The following is a 21,328-nucleotide window of genomic DNA, read 5'->3' as shown; positions in this document are numbered from 1 at the left end:
TTTTAGTCAATGGTTATTGTAAGGCTTATCTGTTTTGGTTAAAATACCCGTTACCTACACCTATTACTCTATCGTAAATTTCACCAAAAGGTTTGTAGTAAACAATAACAGTGTATTCATTTTCGGTTTGATAAAAAGAGCCGTCAACTTCATGTAAATCAATGGTGTTGTTGTTGTCTAGGGTAACGTAGCTATAGTTGTAAAAACCCTGTTTAAAGGGCAAAGAAGCTTTATATATTTCTTGATTTGAGTCGTAGGTCATTTTATTGTTTTCCGACAATTCATAGTTGTTAAAAGCGCCATAAACGTATACGTTTTTGTTTTCATAAGGCTCAAAAGCATCTAATGAAAAATGAACTATTGAGTAATCAGCCTCTGTATCTGCTTGCTCATTAATAGCATCCCGTTCTGTAGTTCTTATCACAAATTGACCATTAATGTCAGGATTATAGGTGTATGTTTTATCAGCTCTAGGTTCATCGGTATAAAGATAGCTGTGATATAGGTTTTTACGTTCAACTTTAGCAATGTTTAAGCTACTGCTTCTAATGTATTTTGTATCAAAGTTTAAAAATTCATTTCCGCCCCAAAAATTAGTTTCTACTGTGTGATTGTATAGTAATTGTTGAGGTTTTATAAATAAAGGTTGTAAGTTGTTTATAACGGTATTCCAATTGTGGTTTTGAAATAAGGTGACATGAATTTCTTGAGATGGATTGTTGATTTGTGTATCTGGATGATTTATAGAAAATTGGACAGTTTGTTGTTGGTTAGCTGCGGATGCATTTCTACTTCTAAAAACGGCAACACCTACCGTAGTTATATCTTCATAAAAAACACAACGTCGTGTAAAAACTACTTCATAGTTTTGATCTATTACAGAAATTAAGTAATTACCACTTTTTGTAATAATGGTATTTTGGTTTGGAATTTCGACAGAATAATGAGTATAAGGTTGTAATGTGTTAAATGAATTTGAAAAATTGATGATTTCATTTTGTTCAAAACCTTCGATGTATTGATTACTGGTCATTGAACTTGATTTCCAATCATGTGTCATGTGTTCGATTTTATACTGATATTGCTTACTATCAGCATCTAAATCGTCAAAAGAAAGTTTTAAAACTTCACCCAATCGAACTATAGGGGCGTACTGATTTGGATTGTGTTTTGGTCGTAACTGTATTGTTTTTATGTTTTGAGCATAAGCTGAACCTAACAGTAAGTATGTGATTATTGTAAGAATCTTTTTTGTCATATCTTAACAAAAGTATCAAAATATAAGCCAAATGCTAAGATTTTTATTTAGAATAAATATAAATAAAGTTGTTTCTTGAAGATAAAAATGGTTTTGTTCTGCAATGGTTTTCAAAATTTTTAAATTTGCATGTTTTTTAAGAAAATCAAATTAATCAGTTACTATGTCAAAAGACATCCGTATTAAGAAAGGCTTGGATATCAAGCTAGTTGGCGAGGCAGAACAAGTAACTACCGAACTTCCATTAGGTAGTGTGTTTGCAATAAAGCCAGATGATTTTCACGGCGTTATTCCTAAAATTTTAGCTAAAGAAGGTACAGAAGTAAAAGCAGGTCAAGCACTTTTTTATTCAAAAAGTGATGAGCGTATTTTATTTCCAAGCCCAGTTAGTGGAAAAGTTACAGAAATCGTACGTGGAGCACGAAGAAAAGTTTTAGCAATTAAAATCACTGCTGATGCACAGCAGGAATACAAAGATTTTGGTAAAAAAGATGTTGATGCAATGTCTGGTGAAGAAGTGAAAAATCACTTATTTACTTCAGGTTGTTGGCCATTTGTAAAACAACGTCCTTACGACGTGATTGCAAATCCGAATCAAGCACCTAAAGCCATTTTTGTATCTGCCTATGCAAGTGCACCGCTAGCAGCTGATTATGATTATGCGTTAAAAGGTAAAGAAGCTGAGTTACAAGCAGCTTTAACAGCGTTAACAAAGTTAACTACTGGTAAAGTTCATGTTTCTGTAGCAGCAAATTCAACATTATCTCCGTTTAAAGAGTTAAAAGGTGTTGAATTACATAAAGTTTCAGGACCACACCCATCAGGTAACGTAAGTACACAAATTGCACAGATTAGCCCGATTAACAAAGGAGAAGTTGTGTGGGTGGTAACACCTCAAGACTTAGTGGTAATTGGGGAGTTGTTATTAACTGGTAAGGTTAATATTACACGTACTGTTGCTTTAGCAGGATCTAAGTTTAACAAACCTCAATATGTAACAGCGAAAGCTGGAGCACAAATAGCAGATGTTGTTAAAGGAAATTTAGATGCTGATAATACTCGTATGATTAGTGGAAATGTGTTAAGTGGTTTAGAAGTTGCTCAAGATGGTTTCTTAGGGTATTATGATAATTTGATTACTGCGATTCCAGAAGGAGATGATTATGAATTTTTCGGGTGGAATAAACCAGTATTTAACAAGATATCTGCTTCTAGAGCATTGACATTCTCTTGGTTAAATCCAAAGAAAAAATATGATTTAAATACAAATACTAATGGTGAGCACAGAGCATTTGTGGTAACTGGTTCGTATGAAGAAGTATTTCCATTAGATATCTATCCGATGCAATTATTAAAAGCTTGTATGTACAAAGACCTTGACGAAATGGAAGGGTTAGGAGCTTATGAAATTGCACCAGAAGATTTTGCATTAACAGAATTTATTTGTGTATCGAAACAACCTCACCAAAAAATAATTCGTGAAGGATTAGATTTAATGAGAGAAGAATTAGGATAAGATATGGGCTTGAAACAAAATTTACATAATTTAAAAGAGAAATATAAAGGTACTAAGATGGCACCTGCGTTTAACGCAATCCACACCTTTTTATATTTGCCTAATGAGACAACTCATGGAGGAACTCATATCAAGGCAGCCGATGATTTAAAACGTACGATGAATATCGTAATTATGGCATTAGTGCCATGTTTAATCTTTGGAATGTTCAATGCAGGGTATCAACATAACGCTGCTATTAACGGTTTTACTGAAGGAATGTCTTTCTTTAGTGGAGACTTTTGGAATATGAACAATTTCTTAATTGGTTTAACTAAAATTTTACCATTAGTAATTGTATCGTATGGAGTTGGTTTATTAATTGAATTTATCTTCGCTGTAATTAAAGGACACGAAGTAGAAGAAGGTTACTTAGTAACAGGAATGCTAGTTCCGTTAATTGTACCAGTAGATTTACCATTATGGATGTTAGCGGTAGCTGTAGCATTTGGAGTTGTAATTGGTAAAGAAGTATTTGGTGGTACAGGAATGAACATCTTAAACCCAGCTTTAACGATTCGTGCATTCTTATTCTTCGCATATCCAACATGGATGTCGGGAGATAAAGTATGGGTTCATGGAGCTGTTGAAGCTGCTGGTACAGCTGATGCTATTTCAGGAGAAACTATCTTAGGAAGTTTAGCACAGTCACAACCTTTAAGCTATTCGGTTTCTGATATGTTCTTTGGGTTTATCCCAGGTTCAGTAGGAGAAACATCAACATTATTAATCTTATTAGGAGCTTTATTCTTAATCTTTACAAAGATTGGAAGCTGGAGAATTATGGTGTCTGCAGTTATTGGAGCTTTAGTAATGGGATTCATCTTTAACCAAGTTGTGGCTTTAGGATGGATTGGTGAAACAAGCAAGTTTCATGGATTAATGAAATTAGAGTTTTGGAAGCATTTATTAATTGGAGGTTTTGCATTTGGTGCGGTATATATGGCAACTGACCCGGTAACAGCATCGCAAACTAACAAAGGAAAATGGATTTATGGTTTCTTAATCGGATTTATCTCGATTATGATTCGTGTATTCAATCCAGCATATCCAGAAGGAGTAATGTTAGCAATCTTATTAATGAATGTATTTGCTCCAACAATTGACTACTATGTAGTACAAGGAAATGTAAAGAGAAGACTAAAACGTTTAAAAGCTAAAACTGCCTAATTATGAGTAAGAAGACAGATAGTAATGTATATACAGTACTTTTCGCTATAGGAATGGTACTAGTAGTGGGTGCGTTGTTAGCTTTTACAGCGTCATCACTTCGCCCAACAATTGATGCGAATAAACGTATCGAAAAGCAACAAAATATTTTGTATGCTATGGGTGTAAACGAAAATGATGAAACAAGTGTAATTTTTGTTTCAAAAGATAAAGTAGCAGAAGAGTTTGCTAAGTACATCAAAAAGCAAATAGTTATCGAAGGAGATAAAACTACCGAAGATGAAAAAGCTTATTTAATTGATGTCAAAAAAGAACAAACAGCTGCTAAAGAAGGTAAAACAAGAAAATTACCATTGTTTATAGGAGAGAAAGAAGGTAAAACTTTTTACATCACTCCTATTAGAGGTAAAGGTCTTTGGGATGCTATATGGGGATATGTTGCTATGGATAAAAACATGGTAGTTCAAGGAGTATTCTTTGATCATAAGGGAGAAACTCCAGGTTTGGGAGCTAACATTAAGCAACGTTTCTTTATGGATGATTTTGCAGGAGAAGATTTAATGAGCAATGGTTCTTTTAAAGGAATTACAGTTGCTAAAGGAAATGGAGATCCAAAAAATCAAGATAAAAATGATAATGAGGTAGATGCTATTGCAGGAGCAACCATTACAGGTGATGGGGTAACTGCTATGATTAAATCAGAGTTAGCACTGTATGTACCTTACTTTAAAACATTAAAATAACTATGGGACTTTTATCAAAAAAAGACGCAGCATTAATTAAAGATCCGTTAGCAGATAATAACCCAATTACTATTCAGGTATTAGGTATTTGTTCTGCATTAGCTATTACAGCTGAATTAAAGGCGGCAATAGTAATGTCTATTTCTGTATTATTTGTATTAGGAGTAGGTAACGTGGTAATCTCATTAATGAGAAATATCATTCCTTCTAAAATTAGAATTATAGTACAGTTAGTTGTTGTAGCTGCATTAGTAATTATTGTAGATCAAGTACTAAAAGCATTTGCATATGAGTTAAGTAAAACTTTATCGGTATTTGTAGGGTTAATCATTACCAACTGTATCATTATGGGACGTTTTGAAGCATTTGCTTTAGGTAACGGACCATGGAGGTCTTTTTTAGATGGTATTGGTAACGCTGCAGGTTACGGTTTAATATTAGTACTTGTAGGATTCTTTAGAGAATTATTAGGTTCTGGTACTTTATTAGGTTTTAAAGTATTAGGTGACTCTATTGAAAAAACAGGATTGTATGCTTTAGGATATGAAAATAATGGATTCATGTTATTGTCTCCAATGGCGTTAATCGTTGTAGGTATTATTATTTGGGTACAGCGTTCAAAAAATAAAGCATTAATTGAAGACTAACCTAGTTAGTGTTCATTAAAAAAATAGAAGAATGGAACATATAGAATTATTTTTCAAGTCGATATTTATAGACAACATGGTATTTGCTACCTTCTTAGGAATGTGTTCATACCTAGCTGTATCTAAAAAAGTATCAACAGCCGTAGGTTTAGGGGCGGCAGTAATCTTTGTATTAGCTGTAACTGTACCTGTAAACTGGTTGTTAGATCAATACTTATTACAACCTGGAGCTTTAAAATGGTTAGGAGCTGAATATGCAGACTACGATTTAAGTTTCTTGTCATTTATCATGTTTATTGCAACAATTGCAACCATGGTACAATTGGTAGAAATTATCGTAGAAAAATTCGCACCAGCATTATACAACTCTTTAGGTATTTTCTTACCGTTAATTGCTGTAAACTGTGCAATTTTAGGAGGATCTTTATTTATGCAATCTCGTGAAATTCCAACTTTAGGATTATCATTCGTATATGGTATTGGTTCAGGAATTGGATGGTTTTTAGCAATTTTAGCTATTGCAGCTATTCGTGAAAAAATCAGATACTCTTCTGTACCACCAGCATTAAGAGGATTAGGAATTACATTCATTACTACTGGTTTAATGGCTATCGGATTTATGAGTTTTGGAGGTATGTTAACAGGAGGTGATGATGCAAGTAAAGAAAAAGAAGCTCCTAAAGCTGAAGTGAAGGTTAAGGTAGAAGAGAAGAAAGAAGAGGTAAAAAAGGAAGCTGAAGAATTGGCTAATAACACTAAAGAAATTACAGAATAATGGTATTTTTAGAAGTAAGCACAGGAGGAACAGTTGCTATTACAGTATTAGCGTTTTTAGCGGTACTTTTAGTATTAGTAGCCTTATTATTATTTGTAAAGCAAAAATTAGCACCATCTGGACCTGTAAAGATTACAATCAATGGTGATAAGACAATAGAAGTAGCTTCAGGAGGTACATTGTTATCTACCTTAGGAAACGAGAAAATCTTTTTACCATCAGCTTGTGGTGGAGGTGGATCTTGTATTCAATGTGAGTGTCACGTACTTTCAGGTGGAGGAGAAGCTTTACCAACAGAAACACCACACTTTACTCGTAAAGAATTACAACATGGAGCTCGTTTAGCATGTCAGGTTAAAGTAAAACAAGACATGGATATTTCAATTCCAGAAGAAATTTTTGGTATTAAGAAATGGGAAGCTACAGTTGTACGTAACTATAACGTAGCATCTTTTATTAAAGAATTCGTAGTTGAGATTCCAGAAGACATGAACTACAAAGCAGGAGGGTATATTCAAATTGAAATTCCACCATGTGAAATAAAGTTCTCAGATATGGATATCACTGCACACCCTGAAGAGCACGAAACTCCAGACAAGTTCCAAGAAGAATGGGATAAGTTTAAGTTATGGCCTTTAGTAATGAAAAACCCAGAAACAGTAGAGAGAGCATACTCTATGGCTTCTTATCCAGCAGAAGGACGTGAAATCATGTTAAACGTTCGTATTGCTACTCCACCGTTCGATAGAGCTAAAGGAGGATGGATGGATGTAAATCCAGGAGTTGCATCTTCATATGTATTCTCTAGAAAAATAGGAGATAAAGTAACTATTTCTGGACCTTATGGTGAGTTCTTCATCAATGAGTCAGATGCAGAAATGTTATATGTAGGTGGAGGAGCAGGTATGGCACCAATGCGTTCTCACTTATATCACTTATTCAAAACCTTAAAAACAGGAAGAAAAGTTTCTTATTGGTACGGAGGTCGTTCTAAGCGCGAATTATTCTACTTAGAGCACTTCTGGGCATTAGAAAAAGAATTCCCTAATTTCAAATTCCATATTGCATTATCAGAACCTTTACCGGAAGATAACTGGAAAGTAAAGAATAGTATGGAAGATGAAGGTGATGGTTTTGTTGGTTTTGTTCATAACTGTGTAATCGATAATTACTTAAGTAAGCACGAAGCACCAGAAGATATTGAATTATACTTCTGTGGACCACCGCTAATGAACAAAGCAGTAGAGAAAATGGGACAAGACTTTGGTATTCCAGATGAGAATATTCGTTTTGATGACTTTGGAGGATAATCACTTAGTGATTTTAAATATAAAACCGATACAGAAATGTATCGGTTTTTTTATACAGAAAAAATCACATTCTATAATTGATTTTTAACCATTTGCAGATTTTTTAACATTCAGTTAAACTTAATAAGCTTCCTTTGTATACAAACAAAAGAAATTTATGAACTGCCCAAATTGCCAATCTACATTTGTAAGAAGAAAAAGAAGAAGTCTTGTTCAGAAACTCATCTTTTTCAATAAAAGAAGGTTTAAGTGTTTTGAATGTAAAACGATGTTTTTAGCAAAATAATTACTCGTAAATTACATCAAACTGATATACAGGAGTGTCTTTTTCGTATTCAAAAATTTTAGAATAATCCATAACGTTTGCTACGTTATCTAACTTACATAAGTGAGCAACCACAGCACATAAGCCATTAAATAGGGTTTCTTTATTTGTAGGGTCTTGGGGTTTTGGGTTATAATGACATAAAGGAACCACAAACCCACAAGCTTCAAGAAAAACTTTTTCAATTTGTAATAATTCTAAGGGAGAGTAACCGTTAAATTTTCTGCCTAAATTTTGATGTACTCTACCAACATAACTCAACTCTAACGAACCGTGACCATTTGTTAGATGTTTCCAGCTATCTCTATTGTCTAAAATATTTCCAACAGCACAAGCTGAGCAACATTCTGGGTTCAATTCATTGTTATGAAAAGCATTGTAAAGTTTTATAAGCGCTTGCTCTAGTCGTTTAGGTGTTTCCATAATCAAAAAGGATTAACTCCTTTAAATATACAAAATATTGATTATGTTTTAAGTTAACTTGTTGTTAATGAGTTTTTTTAGGTGTTTGGTTCGTGAAAAAACAGGGTGTTCAGTAAGTTTTTTACTTTTCCATACAATGATTGTTATTAATATACTTTTTAGGTCTTTATTAAGATCAAAATGTATTTTTGCAGCATTAAGGGATATATTTATGTTGAAACTTTCTAATTGTGTATATAAACTGGTAATTATATTACTAACTATATCGTCATCGGTTGTTGCGCAATCTAAGGATAGTACACTTTATGAATTAAAATCTAATATAAAAGAATCGTCTTCAGATTCTATTCGCATTCATTCTAAAATAGAATTGACTAAGTATATACTTAATCGAGATATTGATACAGCTAGAATATTGATTAATGAGGTTATAAAAGTGTTAGAAGCTAGCAAATATAATAATGTATACTTTACTGGTAAAAAAGCAGAAGCAATTAATTATTTGGCTATTATAGAAGCTAAACAAAGTTTTCCTGAAAAAGCATTATCTAATTATCTAAAAGCTCTTGAAATTAGTAAGAATATTAAGGATTCTACTATGCTTGGATTAACCTTACATAATCTAGGAATGTTTTACAGGCGACAAAAAGAGTATGATAAAGCTAAAACATATTTTAAAGAAGCAATTGAAATAAGAGAGCGTACCCATGGCAATTATGATGATTTAGCAACTTCTTATAATATGTTGGGTGTTACCTATTTTTATGAAAAACAATATGATTCAGCATTCATTAAGTATAGTAAAGCGAAAGAACTATTTACCTCTAAACAAGGTATTGCTAAAGTCAATGGTAATTTAGCGCTATTATATTATTCGTCGAAACAATATGACAAAGCAATTAAAACTTTTCAGGAAAATATAAAGATTTTTAAGGAATTAGGTTTATTAAATGAATTAAGTACAGCCTACCTGAACCTTGCAGCTTCTTATAATGGAATTAAAAATTATAAAGAATCTATCCTAAGACTGGACAGTGCTATTACTATTTCCAAAAGAATAAAGCATAAAGAACTTTTACGTAAACAGTATTACAGTCGTAGTTCTGTTTATAAGACCACTGGTAATTTTGAACATGCATTAAAGGATTATACATTGTATAAAGCGTATAATGATAGTCTAAATGATACGGAAAAGGCAAAACGAATCACAGCTTTAGAGCTAAATTATCAATTTGAAAAAGAAAAGCTACAAACAGAATTGAAACTTCAAAACGAAAAGGCTAAAAAGCAATGGTACTTTGGATTATTAATGTTATCTGTAGCATCTGCAATAACCATTTTTCTGTTGATTAGAAAAAATACTAAAAATCGATTGGCACTTTCGACAAGAAAATTAGAGAATGAACAGTTACAGAGAAAAACAGCTGAACAGGTTTTACAACTAAAAGAAGCTGAGCTTAAAAATGAGCACTTAAACAATCAAATTAAACAAGAATATCAAGAGCTTTTTATAAAAGAATTAAAGAGTATTTTAAGTATTGAGTCAGGAGAAGATAAAACCAAAGCGATTAAATCTCTTTTAGCATCTTTAAAATCTAAAAATATAGACTATAATACCTCATTAAGTTTAGCAGAGTATCTAGATAAGGTAAGTCCTAGTTTTAAAATAAAATTGAATACACATTTTTCATTTCTTAATGAAAAAGAAAAGAAGTTACTATACTTAATGAAGTTGGGGTTATCTACCAATGAAATTAAAGATTTGCAAAGTATAAGTTTAGCATCAGTAAAATCAACACGATATCGAATCAGAAAAAAATTAGAAATTAACTCTGATGAGGATATTATAAATTATATAGAAAACTACATACCTAAAGAGTAGAGATTTTTATTTATGTCAGTGATTTTGAGTGTTTGATACCCATTTGCTACCTTAGTTTTCTTTAAGGTTTAGTGCTATTTTCATTTTTTTGCGCTCGATAAAATAGTTCTAATCCACTCGTATATGGCAAAAAAATTACTCTCATTAATTACTTTGTTTTTTTCATTAGTAGTATCAGCGCAAACTACTTCCATACCAGATTCAGCTTTTGAACAAGCTTTAATTGATCTGAGCATCGATTCTGATGGTGTTGTTAACGGTGTTGTACTAACCTCAGATATTTCATCGGTGACAACTTTAAATGTTAAAAATAAAAACATTCAAGATTTAACAGGTATAGAAGACTTTACAGCTTTAGAGTCACTTAATGTTAGAAGTAATAAACTTACAGAATTAGATATTTCTAACAATGTAGAGTTAATTACACTGCACTGTGGAGCTAACTTAATTTCAAGACTAGATTTAACAAATAATAATAATCTGGAAAGTTTAATAGCCGAAAACAACAATCTAACAAGGGTTATTCCTAATGTCTTACCAACCTCTTTAAAGTATATTAATTTGGCGGGTAATAAAATGTCGTCATTAGATTTAAGTAATTTGATAAATTTGGGAGCCTTATGGTTAACTAATTGTCCAAATTTAGAGTATTTAAATGTAAGGAACGGTAATAATACCAGTATAACCAATGCAGGTAATTTCGATATTCGAACTAACCCTTTACTGGATTGCATTATGGTAGATGATCCTAATTTCAGTGATACTTATTGGATCAATAAAGATGTACATACAACGTTCAATACTTTTTGTGAGGAATATGTATACGTTCCAGATGATAATTTTGAACAAGCATTAATTGATTTAGGCTACGATAATGCATTGGACGATTATGTTTTAAAGTCAAACATAAGTGCAGTAACTTCATTAGAAATAGAAGAAAAAAGCATCTCGGACTTAACTGGTATAGAGGGTTTTACAGCATTAACGATTTTAGTGGTTAGAGGAAATGACCTATCGGAACTAGATCTTTATAGTAATACAGAGTTAATGACTGTATATGCAGGATACAATAAGTTATCATCTGTTGATTTATCAACAAATACCAAACTAGCTCGCTTAGCCCTTGAGGGTAACGGATTAGAAGAACTTATAATACCAAGTTCAGCAGTAAATCTTTCTGAATTTAATGTTGCTGAAAACAACCTTACAGAAATTGATTTGAGCGGCTATCCGAATTTAGTTTTGACTATAATGAAGGACAATCCGTTCCTTGAAAAATTTTCAATAAAAAACGGGAATAATAGTGGACTAAGAGTTTTCCAAGCTACTAATACACCTTTGTTGTATTGTATAGATGTGGATGATGTATCGTATAGTGAAACCAATTGGACAAATAAAGATGCTCATACTAATTTTAGTCAAAATTGTTTTAATGACTATGCCTATGTTCCTGATGATAATTTCGAACAGACGCTAATTGATTTAGGGTATGATGATGTATTAGATAATTATGTTTTAACAGCAAACATCGATTCTGTAACTATTTTAAATCTTTACAATAAGAATATTAGTGACCTTACCGGAATTGAGCGATTCACAGCTTTAAAGGATTTAGATTGTAGAGTAAATAATCTATCAGAGCTAGATGTTTCAAGTAATACAGAGCTTACAGATTTATTATGTGGTAGTAATAATATTACAAAACTTGATATTAGTGCCAATACCAAGCTAATATATTTTGCAGCAGAAGGAAATGGATTAACGGAGTTATTACCATCAAGTTTGCCAACGAGTATTTTCAGCTTAAACCTTAATGATAATCATCTGGCAGCAATAGATTTATCGGGTATGACTAATTTAAAACATATAAGGCTAAGAGATAACCCTTATTTAGGAGAACTAACCTTAAAAGACATTGATGAAACTAAAATCCTAACTTTCGAGACCATAAATACTCCAGAATTGTATTGCATTCAAGTGGATAATCCTAGCTATAGTACTACAAACTGGACAACTATAGATGCACACACTTCATTTAGTGATTCTTGCCGTTACGATTCTGTCTATGTTCCAGATGATAACTTTGAGCAAGCATTGATAGATTTAGGTTATGATGATGGGCTAGATAATTATGTGTTAAAGAAAAATATCAATACTGTTTATCAATTAAATTTGAATGGAAAAGATATATTTGACTTAACAGGTATAAAAGGCTTTACTAACTTAGGTAGATTGTTTTTAATAGGTAATAACTTAACTGAACTTGATGTTTCTAGAAATCTAGAGTTAGGTGAAATATATTGCGAGTTAAATAATATTTCAAAAATAGATGTATCACTCAATACAAAATTAACGAGATTATCTATTGGTAGCAACCCACTTACTGAGTTATTACCATCACAGTTAACAAAGAGTCTACTTGTTTTAGAAATTAGCTATAGTGAGTTAAAAGAGTTAGATGTTAGCGGGCTTCCTAACCTTCTTCAATTAAGGGTTTTTGGTAATAGTTTGTTGGAATATTTTAATGTTAAAAATAACAACAATACAAAAATTACAGCTTTTCAATCAACATCAAATCCCTTGCTACGCTGTATTGAAGTTGATAACCCTTTTTATAGTGCTATAAGTTGGTCCAGTATTGATGCACATACTAATTTTGGAGATGACTGTAAAGCTCCAGTTATTACACTAAAAGGAGCGAATCCACAAACAATAGAATTAGGAGCAGGCTATTCAGAATTAGGAGCTACGACAGATGATGGATCGGATGTTATTATCAACACTTCTAACTTTAGAGATGCAGTAGGAACCTATACCATTTATTACGATGCTATGGATGCATCTTGGAATGCAGCAGACCAAGTTACCCGAACAGTGAATGTGATAGATACAACAGCACCTGTTATTACATTAAACGGAGCGAATCCACAAACGATAGAGTTAGGTGCAGGCTATTCAGAATTAGGAGCGACTACAGATGATGAATCAGATGTCGTAATCAATACTTCTGAATTTAGAGATGCGGTTGGAACTTATACTATTTATTACGATGCTACGGATGCTTCTGGAAATACAGCAGCACAAGTAACCCGAACAGTAAATGTAGTAGATACCGCACCAGTAATCACATTAGTAGGAGCAAATCCACAAACGATAGAATTAGGAGCTGGCTATTCAGAATTGGGGGCAACCACAAATGACGGTTCGGATGTTGTTATCAATACTTCTGAGTTTAGAGATGCAATAGGAAGTTATACAATTTATTACGATGCTACGGATGCTTATGGAAATAAAGCAAACCAAGTCACCCGAACAGTGAAAGTGGTAGATACCACTGCGCCAGTAATTACACTAAACGGAACATTCATACAAACGATAGAATTAGGAACAGGCTATTTAGAATTGGGGGCAACCATAGATGATGGATCGGATGTTATTATCAATTCTTCTAATTTTAGAGATGCCGTAGGAGCCTATGTAATTTTTTATGATGCTACGGATGCTTCAGGGAATTCTGCAGACCAAGTCGCCCGAATCGTTCAAGTAGTAGATACCACAGCGCCAGTGATTGCGCTTAATGGAGGGAACCCACAAACAATAGAGTTAGGATCAGGTTATTCTGAATTGGGAGCGACTACAGATGACGGATCGGATGTTGTTATCAATACTTCTGAGTTTAGAGATGCAGTTGGAACTTACACCATTTATTACAATGCTACGGATGCTTCTTGGAATACAGCAGAGCAAGTTACCCGAACAGTGAAAGTGGTAGATACCACTGCGCCAGTAATTACACTAAACGGAGCGAATCCTCAAACGATAGAGTTAGGAGCAGGCTATTTAGAATTAGGAGCTACGACAGATGACGGATCGGATGTTGTTATCAATACTTCTGAGTTTAGAGATGCAGTTGGAACTTACACCATTTATTACAATGCTACGGATGCTTCAGGAAATACAGCAGCACAAGTAACTCGAACAGTGAAAGTGGTAGATACCACTGTACCAGTAATTACCCTAAATGGAGCAAATCCACAAACGATAGCACTAGGATCTGGCTATTCAGAATTAGGAGCGACTACAGATGATGGATCGGATATTATTATCAATACTTCTGAGTTTAGAGATGAAATAGGATCCTATACTATTTATTACGATGCTACGGATGTTTCAGGAAATACAGCAGACCAAGTAATTCGAATAGTAAATGTGATAGATACCACAGCACCAGTAATCACATTAGTAGGAGCAAACCCACAAACAATAGAACTAGGAGCAGGCTATTCAGAGTTAGGAGCTACGACAGATGATGGATCAGATGTTGTTATCAATGCATCCGAATTTGTAGATGCCGTAGGAACCTATACTATTTATTATGATGCTACAGATGCTTTAGGAAATACAGCAGACCAAGTAACCCGAACTGTGTATGTGGTAGATACCACAGCACCAGTAATTACATTAAACGGAACAAGCCCTCAGACGATAGAACTAGGAGCAGGCTATTCAGAATTAGGAGCCACGACAGATGATGGATCAGATGTTGTAATCAATACTTCCGAATTTAGAGATGTAGTTGGAACTTACACCATTTACTACGATGCTACGGATGCTTATGGAAATAAAGCAGACCAAGTAACCCGAACAGTGTATGTGATAGATACCACAGCACCAGTAATTACATTAAACGGAGCAAACCCACAAACGATAGAACTAGGAGTAGGTTATTCAGAATTAGGAGCTACGACAGATGATGGATCGGATGTTATTATCAATACTTCCGAATTTGTAGATGCTGTAGGAACCTACACAATTTATTACAATGCTACGGATGCTTCAGGAAATACAGCAACACAAGTAACTCGAACAGTAAATGTGATAGATACAACTGCACCAGTTATTAGTTTAATAGGAGCCAACCCACAAACGATAGAATTAGGAGTAGGTTATTCAGAATTAGGAGCTACGACAGATGATGGATCGGATGTTATTATTAATACTTCCGAATTTGTAGATGCTGTAGGAACCTACACAATTTATTACAATGCTACGGATGCTTCAGGAAATACAGCAACACAAGTAACTCGAACAGTAAATGTGATAGATACAACTGCACCAGTTATTAGTTTAATAGGAGCCAACCCACAAACGATAGAGTTGGGAGTAGGTTATTCAGAATTAGGAGCTACGACAGATGATGGATCGGATGTTGTTATCAATACTTCTGAATTTGTAGATGCTGTAGGAACCTACACAATTTATTACAATGCTACAGATGCTTCAGGAAATGCAGCAGCACAAGTAACTCGAATAGTAAATGTGGTAGATACCACTGCGCCTACGGTAAACTGTATTTCAGAAGCTATTTTTGCTCTAGATGAAACAGGAAGTTATGTGATTGAAGCAAGTGATATTGATAATGGATCAACTGATTTATCAGGAATAAAGTCTTTGAGTATTGATAGAAATTCTTTTAACTGTTCAGATATAGGAAATCCAATTGCTGTCACATTAACTGTTATTGATAATAATGATTTGGTAGCTACATGTACTACAATGATAAGAGTGGTAGATACTTTATATCCTGTGTTTGATGTAACTACTTTACCAAATGATATGGTTGTAGGAGTTAACAATACAGAGAATAATGGATATATATTGGAAGATTTTAGAAATCAAATTACAGTTACAGATAATTGTGCCAGTATATTAAGTGTGGAACAATATCCTTCACCAGGACAAATATTGACAGCAGGAGACCATACCATTACTATTGAAGTTTTTGACAATTATAACAACTATAGTTTCCATGAATTTGTTATAACGGTTGATAAATCTCTGAGCATGGGAGGTGATGATGAAAGTGATGAATTTATTCTATATCCTAATCCAACTCAAGGAAAAGTATATTCTACTATTGAAATAGATAGTTTTGAACTATACAATCTGTCCGGACAAAAGATTGTGAAAAGTTCAGAAAAGGAAATTGATTTAGAAAGCTTTATAAAAGGTGTTTACTTTGCTCGTGTATACACACAAAAAGGGATAAAGGTGTTTAAAATTATAAAAGAGTAAGGGGAAGGATATAATTTGCTGTGAAACCTTTTATAAAGGCATGGTACATTCAAAAATAATAACCGTATTTAATTAAACAAAAAATATTGGTTGTACCTTTGCAGCAAATTATTGTTAATGACTACTTTTCAAGATTTAGACTTATCAAATCCACTAAGAAATTCAATTGAAGAATTAGGTTTTATAAATCCAACACCTATTCAAGAAGAAGCATTTCCTGTTATTCGCTCAGGAAAAGATGTGGTTGGTATTGCACAAACAGGTACAGGGAAAACCTTTGGATATTTATTACCGATATTACGTGATTTAAAGTTTTCAAAACAACAACACCCAAGGGTGATGATATTGGTGCCTACACGAGAATTAGTGGTGCAGGTGGTAGAAGAGATTGAAAAGTTAGCAAAATACATGACCTTACGTACTATTGGGGTGTATGGAGGCGTCAACTTAAATCGACATAAAGAAGCAGTAATACAAGGTGCTGATATTATTGTTGCTACTCCAGGACGTTTATATGATTTAGCTTTAAGCAACGTATTGAAATTAAAGTCTATTCAGAAATTGGTGATTGATGAAGTAGATGTGATGCTTGATTTAGGCTTTCGTTTTCAGTTGTTAAATATTTTTGATTTGTTACCTCAAAGACGTCAAAATATCATGTTCTCAGCAACCATGACAGAGGATGTGGAAGCTTTAATTGATGATTTTTTTATTGCTCCACATAAAATAGCGATTGCAGTTAGTGGAACACCGCTAGACAATATTCAGCAAACAAGCTATGACGTTCCTAATTTTTACACTAAAGTTAACTTGTTGAATTATTTGTTATTTGATAAATCAGAGTTTAGTAAAGTGTTAGTATTTGCGCCTAATAAGCGAAATGCAGATAGGTTATTTGATTGTGTTGCTGAAGAATATCCGTCGCAAGCTTGTGTTATTCACTCAAATAAAACACAGAACTATCGTTTACGTTCCATAGAACAATTCAATAAAGGAGAAAAGCGAATTTTAATTGCGACAGATGTAATTGCTCGTGGATTAGATTTAGAAGAAATTACACATGTAATCAATTTCAATACACCACATTTTCCAGAAAACTATATGCACAGAATAGGTCGTACAGGACGTGCAGAGCATGAAGGGAAAACTATTTTATTTGCTACAGAAAAAGAACAGGAAGCAAAACAACGAATAGAAGAGTTGATGGATTACACAATTCCGAAGTTAGAAATTCCAGAGCAGGTAGAAATCTCTAAAGAGTTAACTGAAGAAGAGCGTCCGAAAGAAGAACAAGAAAGTAATAAGAACAGAACTTCTCAAGAGTATATTCCTGGGCCAGCTTTTCACGAGAAGAAAGAAAAGAATAAAAAAACGAATCAGGGAGGTTCTTACCGAAGAGAAATTGCTAAGAAATATAAAAAGCCAAAAACAAGAGGCGATAAGAATTATAACAAACGCAATAAGAAGAAATAATAATGCAAGAGCTTACCGAGCAAGAACTTCATAATTTAGGAATGAACATTGTGGGTAAAAAGCTGCAAGAAATGGGGTACGAGTTTATTGCAGTGAATAGTGAATTAAAAAAGCATCCACAGTTTGTATTGTACAAAAAAGGAGAGCCTACCATTTTTGTGCTGGTTAAAACTACGAATAACATTCAATCACCACAAGAGTACGATGTGTTGTGGATGGAGACATTTAAAGAGCATGCTCAAAAACAAAATGCAAAGGTTTGGTATGCAGGTATAGGTATTGCTAATGCAGAAAGTATAGAACTACCTGTTTTTAAAGACCAGCCATATTATGTTGCTTTTGATGACTTTATAAAAGTTTTATAAAAATCACCATTTTACTTACCAAGCTAGGAATAAACATAGTTAGGTTTTCTTTGATGTTAAAAAACTTTTGGGCTAGCTATTAAGTGGTTTTCATATAGTTTTTTGGTGTAAATTACTCTTTTTTCACTGATTGAAAAATAGTGGTTTAATAGATTGAAAAGGGTAAAAACCCTATTAGCTGTCAGATAGATGAGTATTAGTTTTACCGTAGGGAAATTAATAAAACATCTAAAAAAAATGAAAAGACAACTACTAACCAAAAAGGGAAAAGAATTAATGAAAGCTTTTATAGTATTTTTATCAGATTTAGGTAATGGTGCTAGCCATGCAATTAAGAATTAAGGTTTAAATAGTTAAAGCTTAAAAACACTCGTTTTACAATGTAATCGAGTGTTTTTTTATACATAAATACTAACTTTACAGTGTGGAGAATCTTTTGAGAAAAATAAAGGAATGTAAAATTTGTGAAAAGCACATAGAACCGAATCCTGTGGTTTTTGCTAATAAAAAATCAAAAATTATTATTGTAGGACAAGCACCAGGAACCAAAGTACATCAATCAGGAATTCCTTGGGATGATGCTAGCGGAAAGCAGCTTAGAAAATGGCTAGAGGTTACTGATGAACAATTTTACGATACTAATAATTTCGGAATTATTCCGATGGGTTTCTGTTATCCTGGAAAAGGAAAATCAGGAGATTTACCACCAAGAAAAGAATGTGCACCACAATGGCACCAGCCTTTATTAAAAGAAATGTCTAATGTGCAATTGATTATTTTAATAGGAATGTATGCACAGAATTACTACTTAAAAGACAAAACAAAAAGCACACTTACCGAAACTGTAAAAGCTTTTGAAGAGTATTTGCCAAACTATCTTGTGCTACCACATCCATCTCCAAGGAATCGATTTTGGTTAACTAAAAACCCTTGGTTTGAGAAAGTAGTGTTGCCACAATTAAGAGGTCTAGTAAAAGAGTTGTTATAACAATTTCTTTTCAAATTTATACTGTAAGAAAGTAGCGTAACTTACGTTGATAAATTCGTACTTTTGCAGCGTATGATAGAAACACGTGAAGCCATATCTGAAAAAGCGGTTTTAATAGGTATTATAACCCAATATCAAGACGAAAAACAGTCAGAAGAGTATCTAGATGAGTTAGAGTTTTTAACACTAACAGCTGGAGGTGTTGCTGTAAAACGTTTTGTACAAAAACTAGATAAACCTAACCCCAAAACCTTTTTGGGAACAGGTAAGTTAGAAGATGTAAAAGCTTATATAGACGCTAACGATATAGGGACAGCAATTTTTGATGATGAATTGTCGCCAGCTCAGTTAAGAAATATTGAACGTTTTTTAGATTGTAAAATTCTAGATAGAACTAATTTAATCTTGGATATTTTTGCTAGTAGAGCCCAAACTAGTTCAGCAAAAGCCCAGGTAGAACTGGCACAATATCAATATTTACTACCTCGATTAACAAGAATGTGGACACACCTTGATAAACAAAAAGGAGGAATTGGTATGCGTGGTCCTGGAGAAACAGAAATAGAAACTGACCGTCGTATTATTCGAGATAAAATTTCTTTACTTAAAAAGAAGTTAGAAACAATAGACAAGCAAATGGCAGTGCAACGTAAAAACCGCGGAAAGATGGTGCGTGTTGCATTAGTAGGGTATACCAACGTAGGGAAATCTACTTTGATGAATGTGATTAGTAAAAGTGAGGTGTTTGCAGAAAATAAACTGTTCGCAACCTTAGATACTACGGTAAGAAAAGTGGTGATTAAAAATATTCCTTTTTTAATGACAGATACTGTAGGGTTTATCAGAAAATTACCAACACAGTTAGTAGAATCATTCAAATCTACCTTAGACGAAGTTCGAGAAGCTGATTTGTTATTGCATGTAGTAGATATTTCACATCCAAACTTTGAAGATCATATAGCATCAGTAAATAAAATTTTAGATGAAATAGATAGTGCTAATAAGCCTACAGTAATGGTGTTTAATAAGATTGATGCTTATACTCATGAAACCATTGATGAAAACGATTTAATAACAGAAAAAACGAAAGCACACTATACTCTAGAAGACTGGAAAAAAACATGGATGAACGATATAGAAACTGAAAGTATTTTTATCTCAGCATTGAACAAAGATAATTTAGAGGACTTCAAAGAAAAAGTATACGAAGAAGTTAAAAAAATACACATTCAACGTTTTCCGTATAACGATTTTTTATATCAAGAATATTAATCTGTAGCTATAAAATACTAAAGGATATTTAAAAAAGAGCTTAAAAATTGTTGTTTAAGCTCTTTTTTTGTTATATTTACGTCCCTTATAGTAGAATTATAACTTTAAGGTAAGTATTTAATATTAGTATTTTTAACCATTTTATCCCCCCTATAAATGAAAAAATATAAATCTTCACAAGTAGAATCTTCAAGATTTTTTTTAGAACAATCAATTCATAAAGTCTAACTGCTAGATTGACCTTATTCAATTAATTATTGGGTAATAACCCTACAATTACTTGGAATGGATGCTCAATTTTTTTGTGTTACCCTGTATTATCTTAAATAGATTGTGATGAGAAAAATACTTTTATTCTTGATGTTGAGCTGTAGCATTCAGTTAGCTATGGCACAAGAAGTATGTACCTCCAAAAATAAAGAACTAACCGATGTAAATTCGGTAGATAAATGTCTTGTTGAGAAAACAAATGACAATGCTAAAGAATCGTCAATCATTGTAGCTACTACTGTTTCTAGTAGAAGGTATTTAAAAAGACGTGTTTATTTTGAAAGAGTAGAGAGTTTAGCCAATGGTTTAAAAGCACATGATATTTCAAAGTTGAATGTAATTAATGAGTTAGAATCTTGCCATTTGAGTGACTTATACCCGATATTTGTTAACACCGAATCCAAACCAATTGAGGTTGATGGGGTACCTTTTGACGTGGTAGATGAAATACCTTTATTTTCATCATGTGCCAGTGCTTCAATTAGTAAAGAAGATTGTTTTAATTATGAAATGAAAAATCATATAGTTAATACGTTTACTTATCCAGAGAAAGCCCTTGAAAAAGGAATTGAAGGAAATGTGAAGGTAAGCTTTATTATTGATGCTTCAGGAAAAGTAATCAGTATTAAAACTGAAGGAGCTGGAGTTCATGAAATTTTAAAGCAAGAAGCGGAAAGAATTGTTTCACTACTACCCAAATTTATACCAGGAAAGCAACAAGGAAAAAAGACAAATGTGTTGTACAGTTTTCCTATGGATTTTACCTTAAACCCCATAACAGAATAGTTTGCAAAAAA

At 33.1% G+C, this 21,328-nt stretch carries 15 protein-coding genes; 13 read left to right on the top strand and 2 right to left on the bottom strand.

The window, feature by feature from the left end:
- Nucleotides 1-25 precede the first annotated feature (25 nt).
- The gene (locus DFQ07_RS03705) at nt 26-1,258 is read right to left on the bottom strand and encodes a type IX secretion system plug protein (protein WP_133534939.1); all 1,233 of its coding nucleotides are present in this window, start codon (nt 1,256-1,258) and stop codon (nt 26-28) included.
- 163 nt (nt 1,259-1,421) lie between these two features.
- Here DFQ07_RS03705 and DFQ07_RS03700 point away from each other — a divergent pair, with 163 nt between their 5' ends.
- Genes DFQ07_RS03700 through nqrF form a run of 6 tightly spaced genes read left to right on the top strand, consistent with a single transcriptional unit; the run spans nt 1,422 to nt 7,458 of the window.
- Nucleotides 1,422-2,774, top strand: a complete 1,353-nt coding sequence (locus DFQ07_RS03700) for a Na(+)-translocating NADH-quinone reductase subunit A (protein ID WP_133534938.1) — start codon at nt 1,422-1,424, stop codon at nt 2,772-2,774.
- Between the two features lie 3 nt (nt 2,775-2,777).
- A complete protein-coding gene (locus tag DFQ07_RS03695; protein WP_133534937.1) occupies nt 2,778-3,983 on the top strand; it encodes an NADH:ubiquinone reductase (Na(+)-transporting) subunit B in 1,206 nt (401 codons plus the stop codon).
- A gap of 2 nt (nt 3,984-3,985) precedes the next feature.
- Nucleotides 3,986-4,726, top strand: a complete 741-nt coding sequence (locus DFQ07_RS03690) for a Na(+)-translocating NADH-quinone reductase subunit C (RefSeq protein ID WP_133534936.1) — start codon at nt 3,986-3,988, stop codon at nt 4,724-4,726.
- 2 nt (nt 4,727-4,728) lie between these two features.
- On the top strand, nt 4,729-5,373 hold the full coding sequence (locus DFQ07_RS03685; RefSeq protein WP_133534935.1) for an NADH:ubiquinone reductase (Na(+)-transporting) subunit D: 645 nt from the start codon (nt 4,729-4,731) through the stop codon (nt 5,371-5,373).
- 31 nt (nt 5,374-5,404) lie between these two features.
- Nucleotides 5,405-6,148 carry an NADH:ubiquinone reductase (Na(+)-transporting) subunit E gene (gene nqrE, locus DFQ07_RS03680; RefSeq protein ID WP_133534934.1) on the top strand — a complete coding sequence of 248 codons (744 nt, stop codon included), beginning with the start codon at nt 5,405-5,407 and terminating at the stop codon, nt 6,146-6,148.
- Nucleotides 6,148-7,458 carry an NADH:ubiquinone reductase (Na(+)-transporting) subunit F gene (nqrF, locus tag DFQ07_RS03675; RefSeq protein WP_133534933.1) on the top strand — a complete coding sequence of 437 codons (1,311 nt, stop codon included), beginning with the start codon at nt 6,148-6,150 and terminating at the stop codon, nt 7,456-7,458. The genes nqrE and nqrF overlap by 1 nt, the downstream gene beginning before the upstream one ends.
- A gap of 286 nt (nt 7,459-7,744) precedes the next feature.
- Here nqrF and DFQ07_RS03670 read toward each other — a convergent pair whose 3' ends face one another.
- Nucleotides 7,745-8,206 carry a Na(+)-translocating NADH-quinone reductase subunit F gene (locus DFQ07_RS03670; protein ID WP_133534932.1) on the bottom strand — a complete coding sequence of 154 codons (462 nt, stop codon included), beginning with the start codon at nt 8,204-8,206 and terminating at the stop codon, nt 7,745-7,747.
- A gap of 211 nt (nt 8,207-8,417) precedes the next feature.
- On the opposite strand from DFQ07_RS03670, the gene DFQ07_RS03665 reads away from it, so the two are divergent.
- The 7 genes from DFQ07_RS03665 (at nt 8,418) to DFQ07_RS03635 (ending at nt 21,317) form a co-directional block, all read left to right on the top strand.
- Nucleotides 8,418-10,088: a tetratricopeptide repeat protein gene (locus DFQ07_RS03665; RefSeq protein ID WP_166627713.1), complete on the top strand. Its 1,671-nt coding sequence runs from the start codon at nt 8,418-8,420 to the stop codon at nt 10,086-10,088.
- Nucleotides 10,089-10,211: 123 nt separating this feature from the next.
- Nucleotides 10,212-16,163, top strand: a complete 5,952-nt coding sequence (locus tag DFQ07_RS03660) for an immunoglobulin-like domain-containing protein (RefSeq protein ID WP_133534930.1) — start codon at nt 10,212-10,214, stop codon at nt 16,161-16,163.
- Between the two features lie 117 nt (nt 16,164-16,280).
- On the top strand, nt 16,281-17,636 hold the full coding sequence (locus DFQ07_RS03655; protein WP_133534929.1) for a DEAD/DEAH box helicase: 1,356 nt from the start codon (nt 16,281-16,283) through the stop codon (nt 17,634-17,636).
- Between the two features lie 2 nt (nt 17,637-17,638).
- Complete coding sequence (locus tag DFQ07_RS03650; RefSeq protein WP_133534928.1) at nt 17,639-18,001, top strand: Na(+)-translocating NADH-quinone reductase subunit F; 363 nt, start codon at nt 17,639-17,641, stop codon at nt 17,999-18,001.
- 424 nt (nt 18,002-18,425) lie between these two features.
- Nucleotides 18,426-18,989: a uracil-DNA glycosylase family protein gene (locus DFQ07_RS03645; protein WP_133534927.1), complete on the top strand. Its 564-nt coding sequence runs from the start codon at nt 18,426-18,428 to the stop codon at nt 18,987-18,989.
- A 72-nt stretch (nt 18,990-19,061) separates the two neighbouring features.
- The gene (hflX, locus tag DFQ07_RS03640) at nt 19,062-20,261 is read left to right on the top strand and encodes a GTPase HflX (protein WP_133534926.1); all 1,200 of its coding nucleotides are present in this window, start codon (nt 19,062-19,064) and stop codon (nt 20,259-20,261) included.
- Between the two features lie 336 nt (nt 20,262-20,597).
- On the top strand, nt 20,598-21,317 hold the full coding sequence (locus DFQ07_RS03635) for an energy transducer TonB (protein ID WP_133534925.1): 720 nt from the start codon (nt 20,598-20,600) through the stop codon (nt 21,315-21,317).
- The last annotated feature ends 11 nt before the right edge of the window (nt 21,318-21,328 follow it).

Source organism: Tenacibaculum caenipelagi (genome assembly GCF_004363005.1).
Lineage (GTDB): Bacteria > Bacteroidota > Bacteroidia > Flavobacteriales > Flavobacteriaceae > Polaribacter > Polaribacter caenipelagi.
The sequence above is the reverse complement of the archived record's forward strand: the minus strand, read 5'-3'. Positions and strand labels throughout refer to the sequence as shown.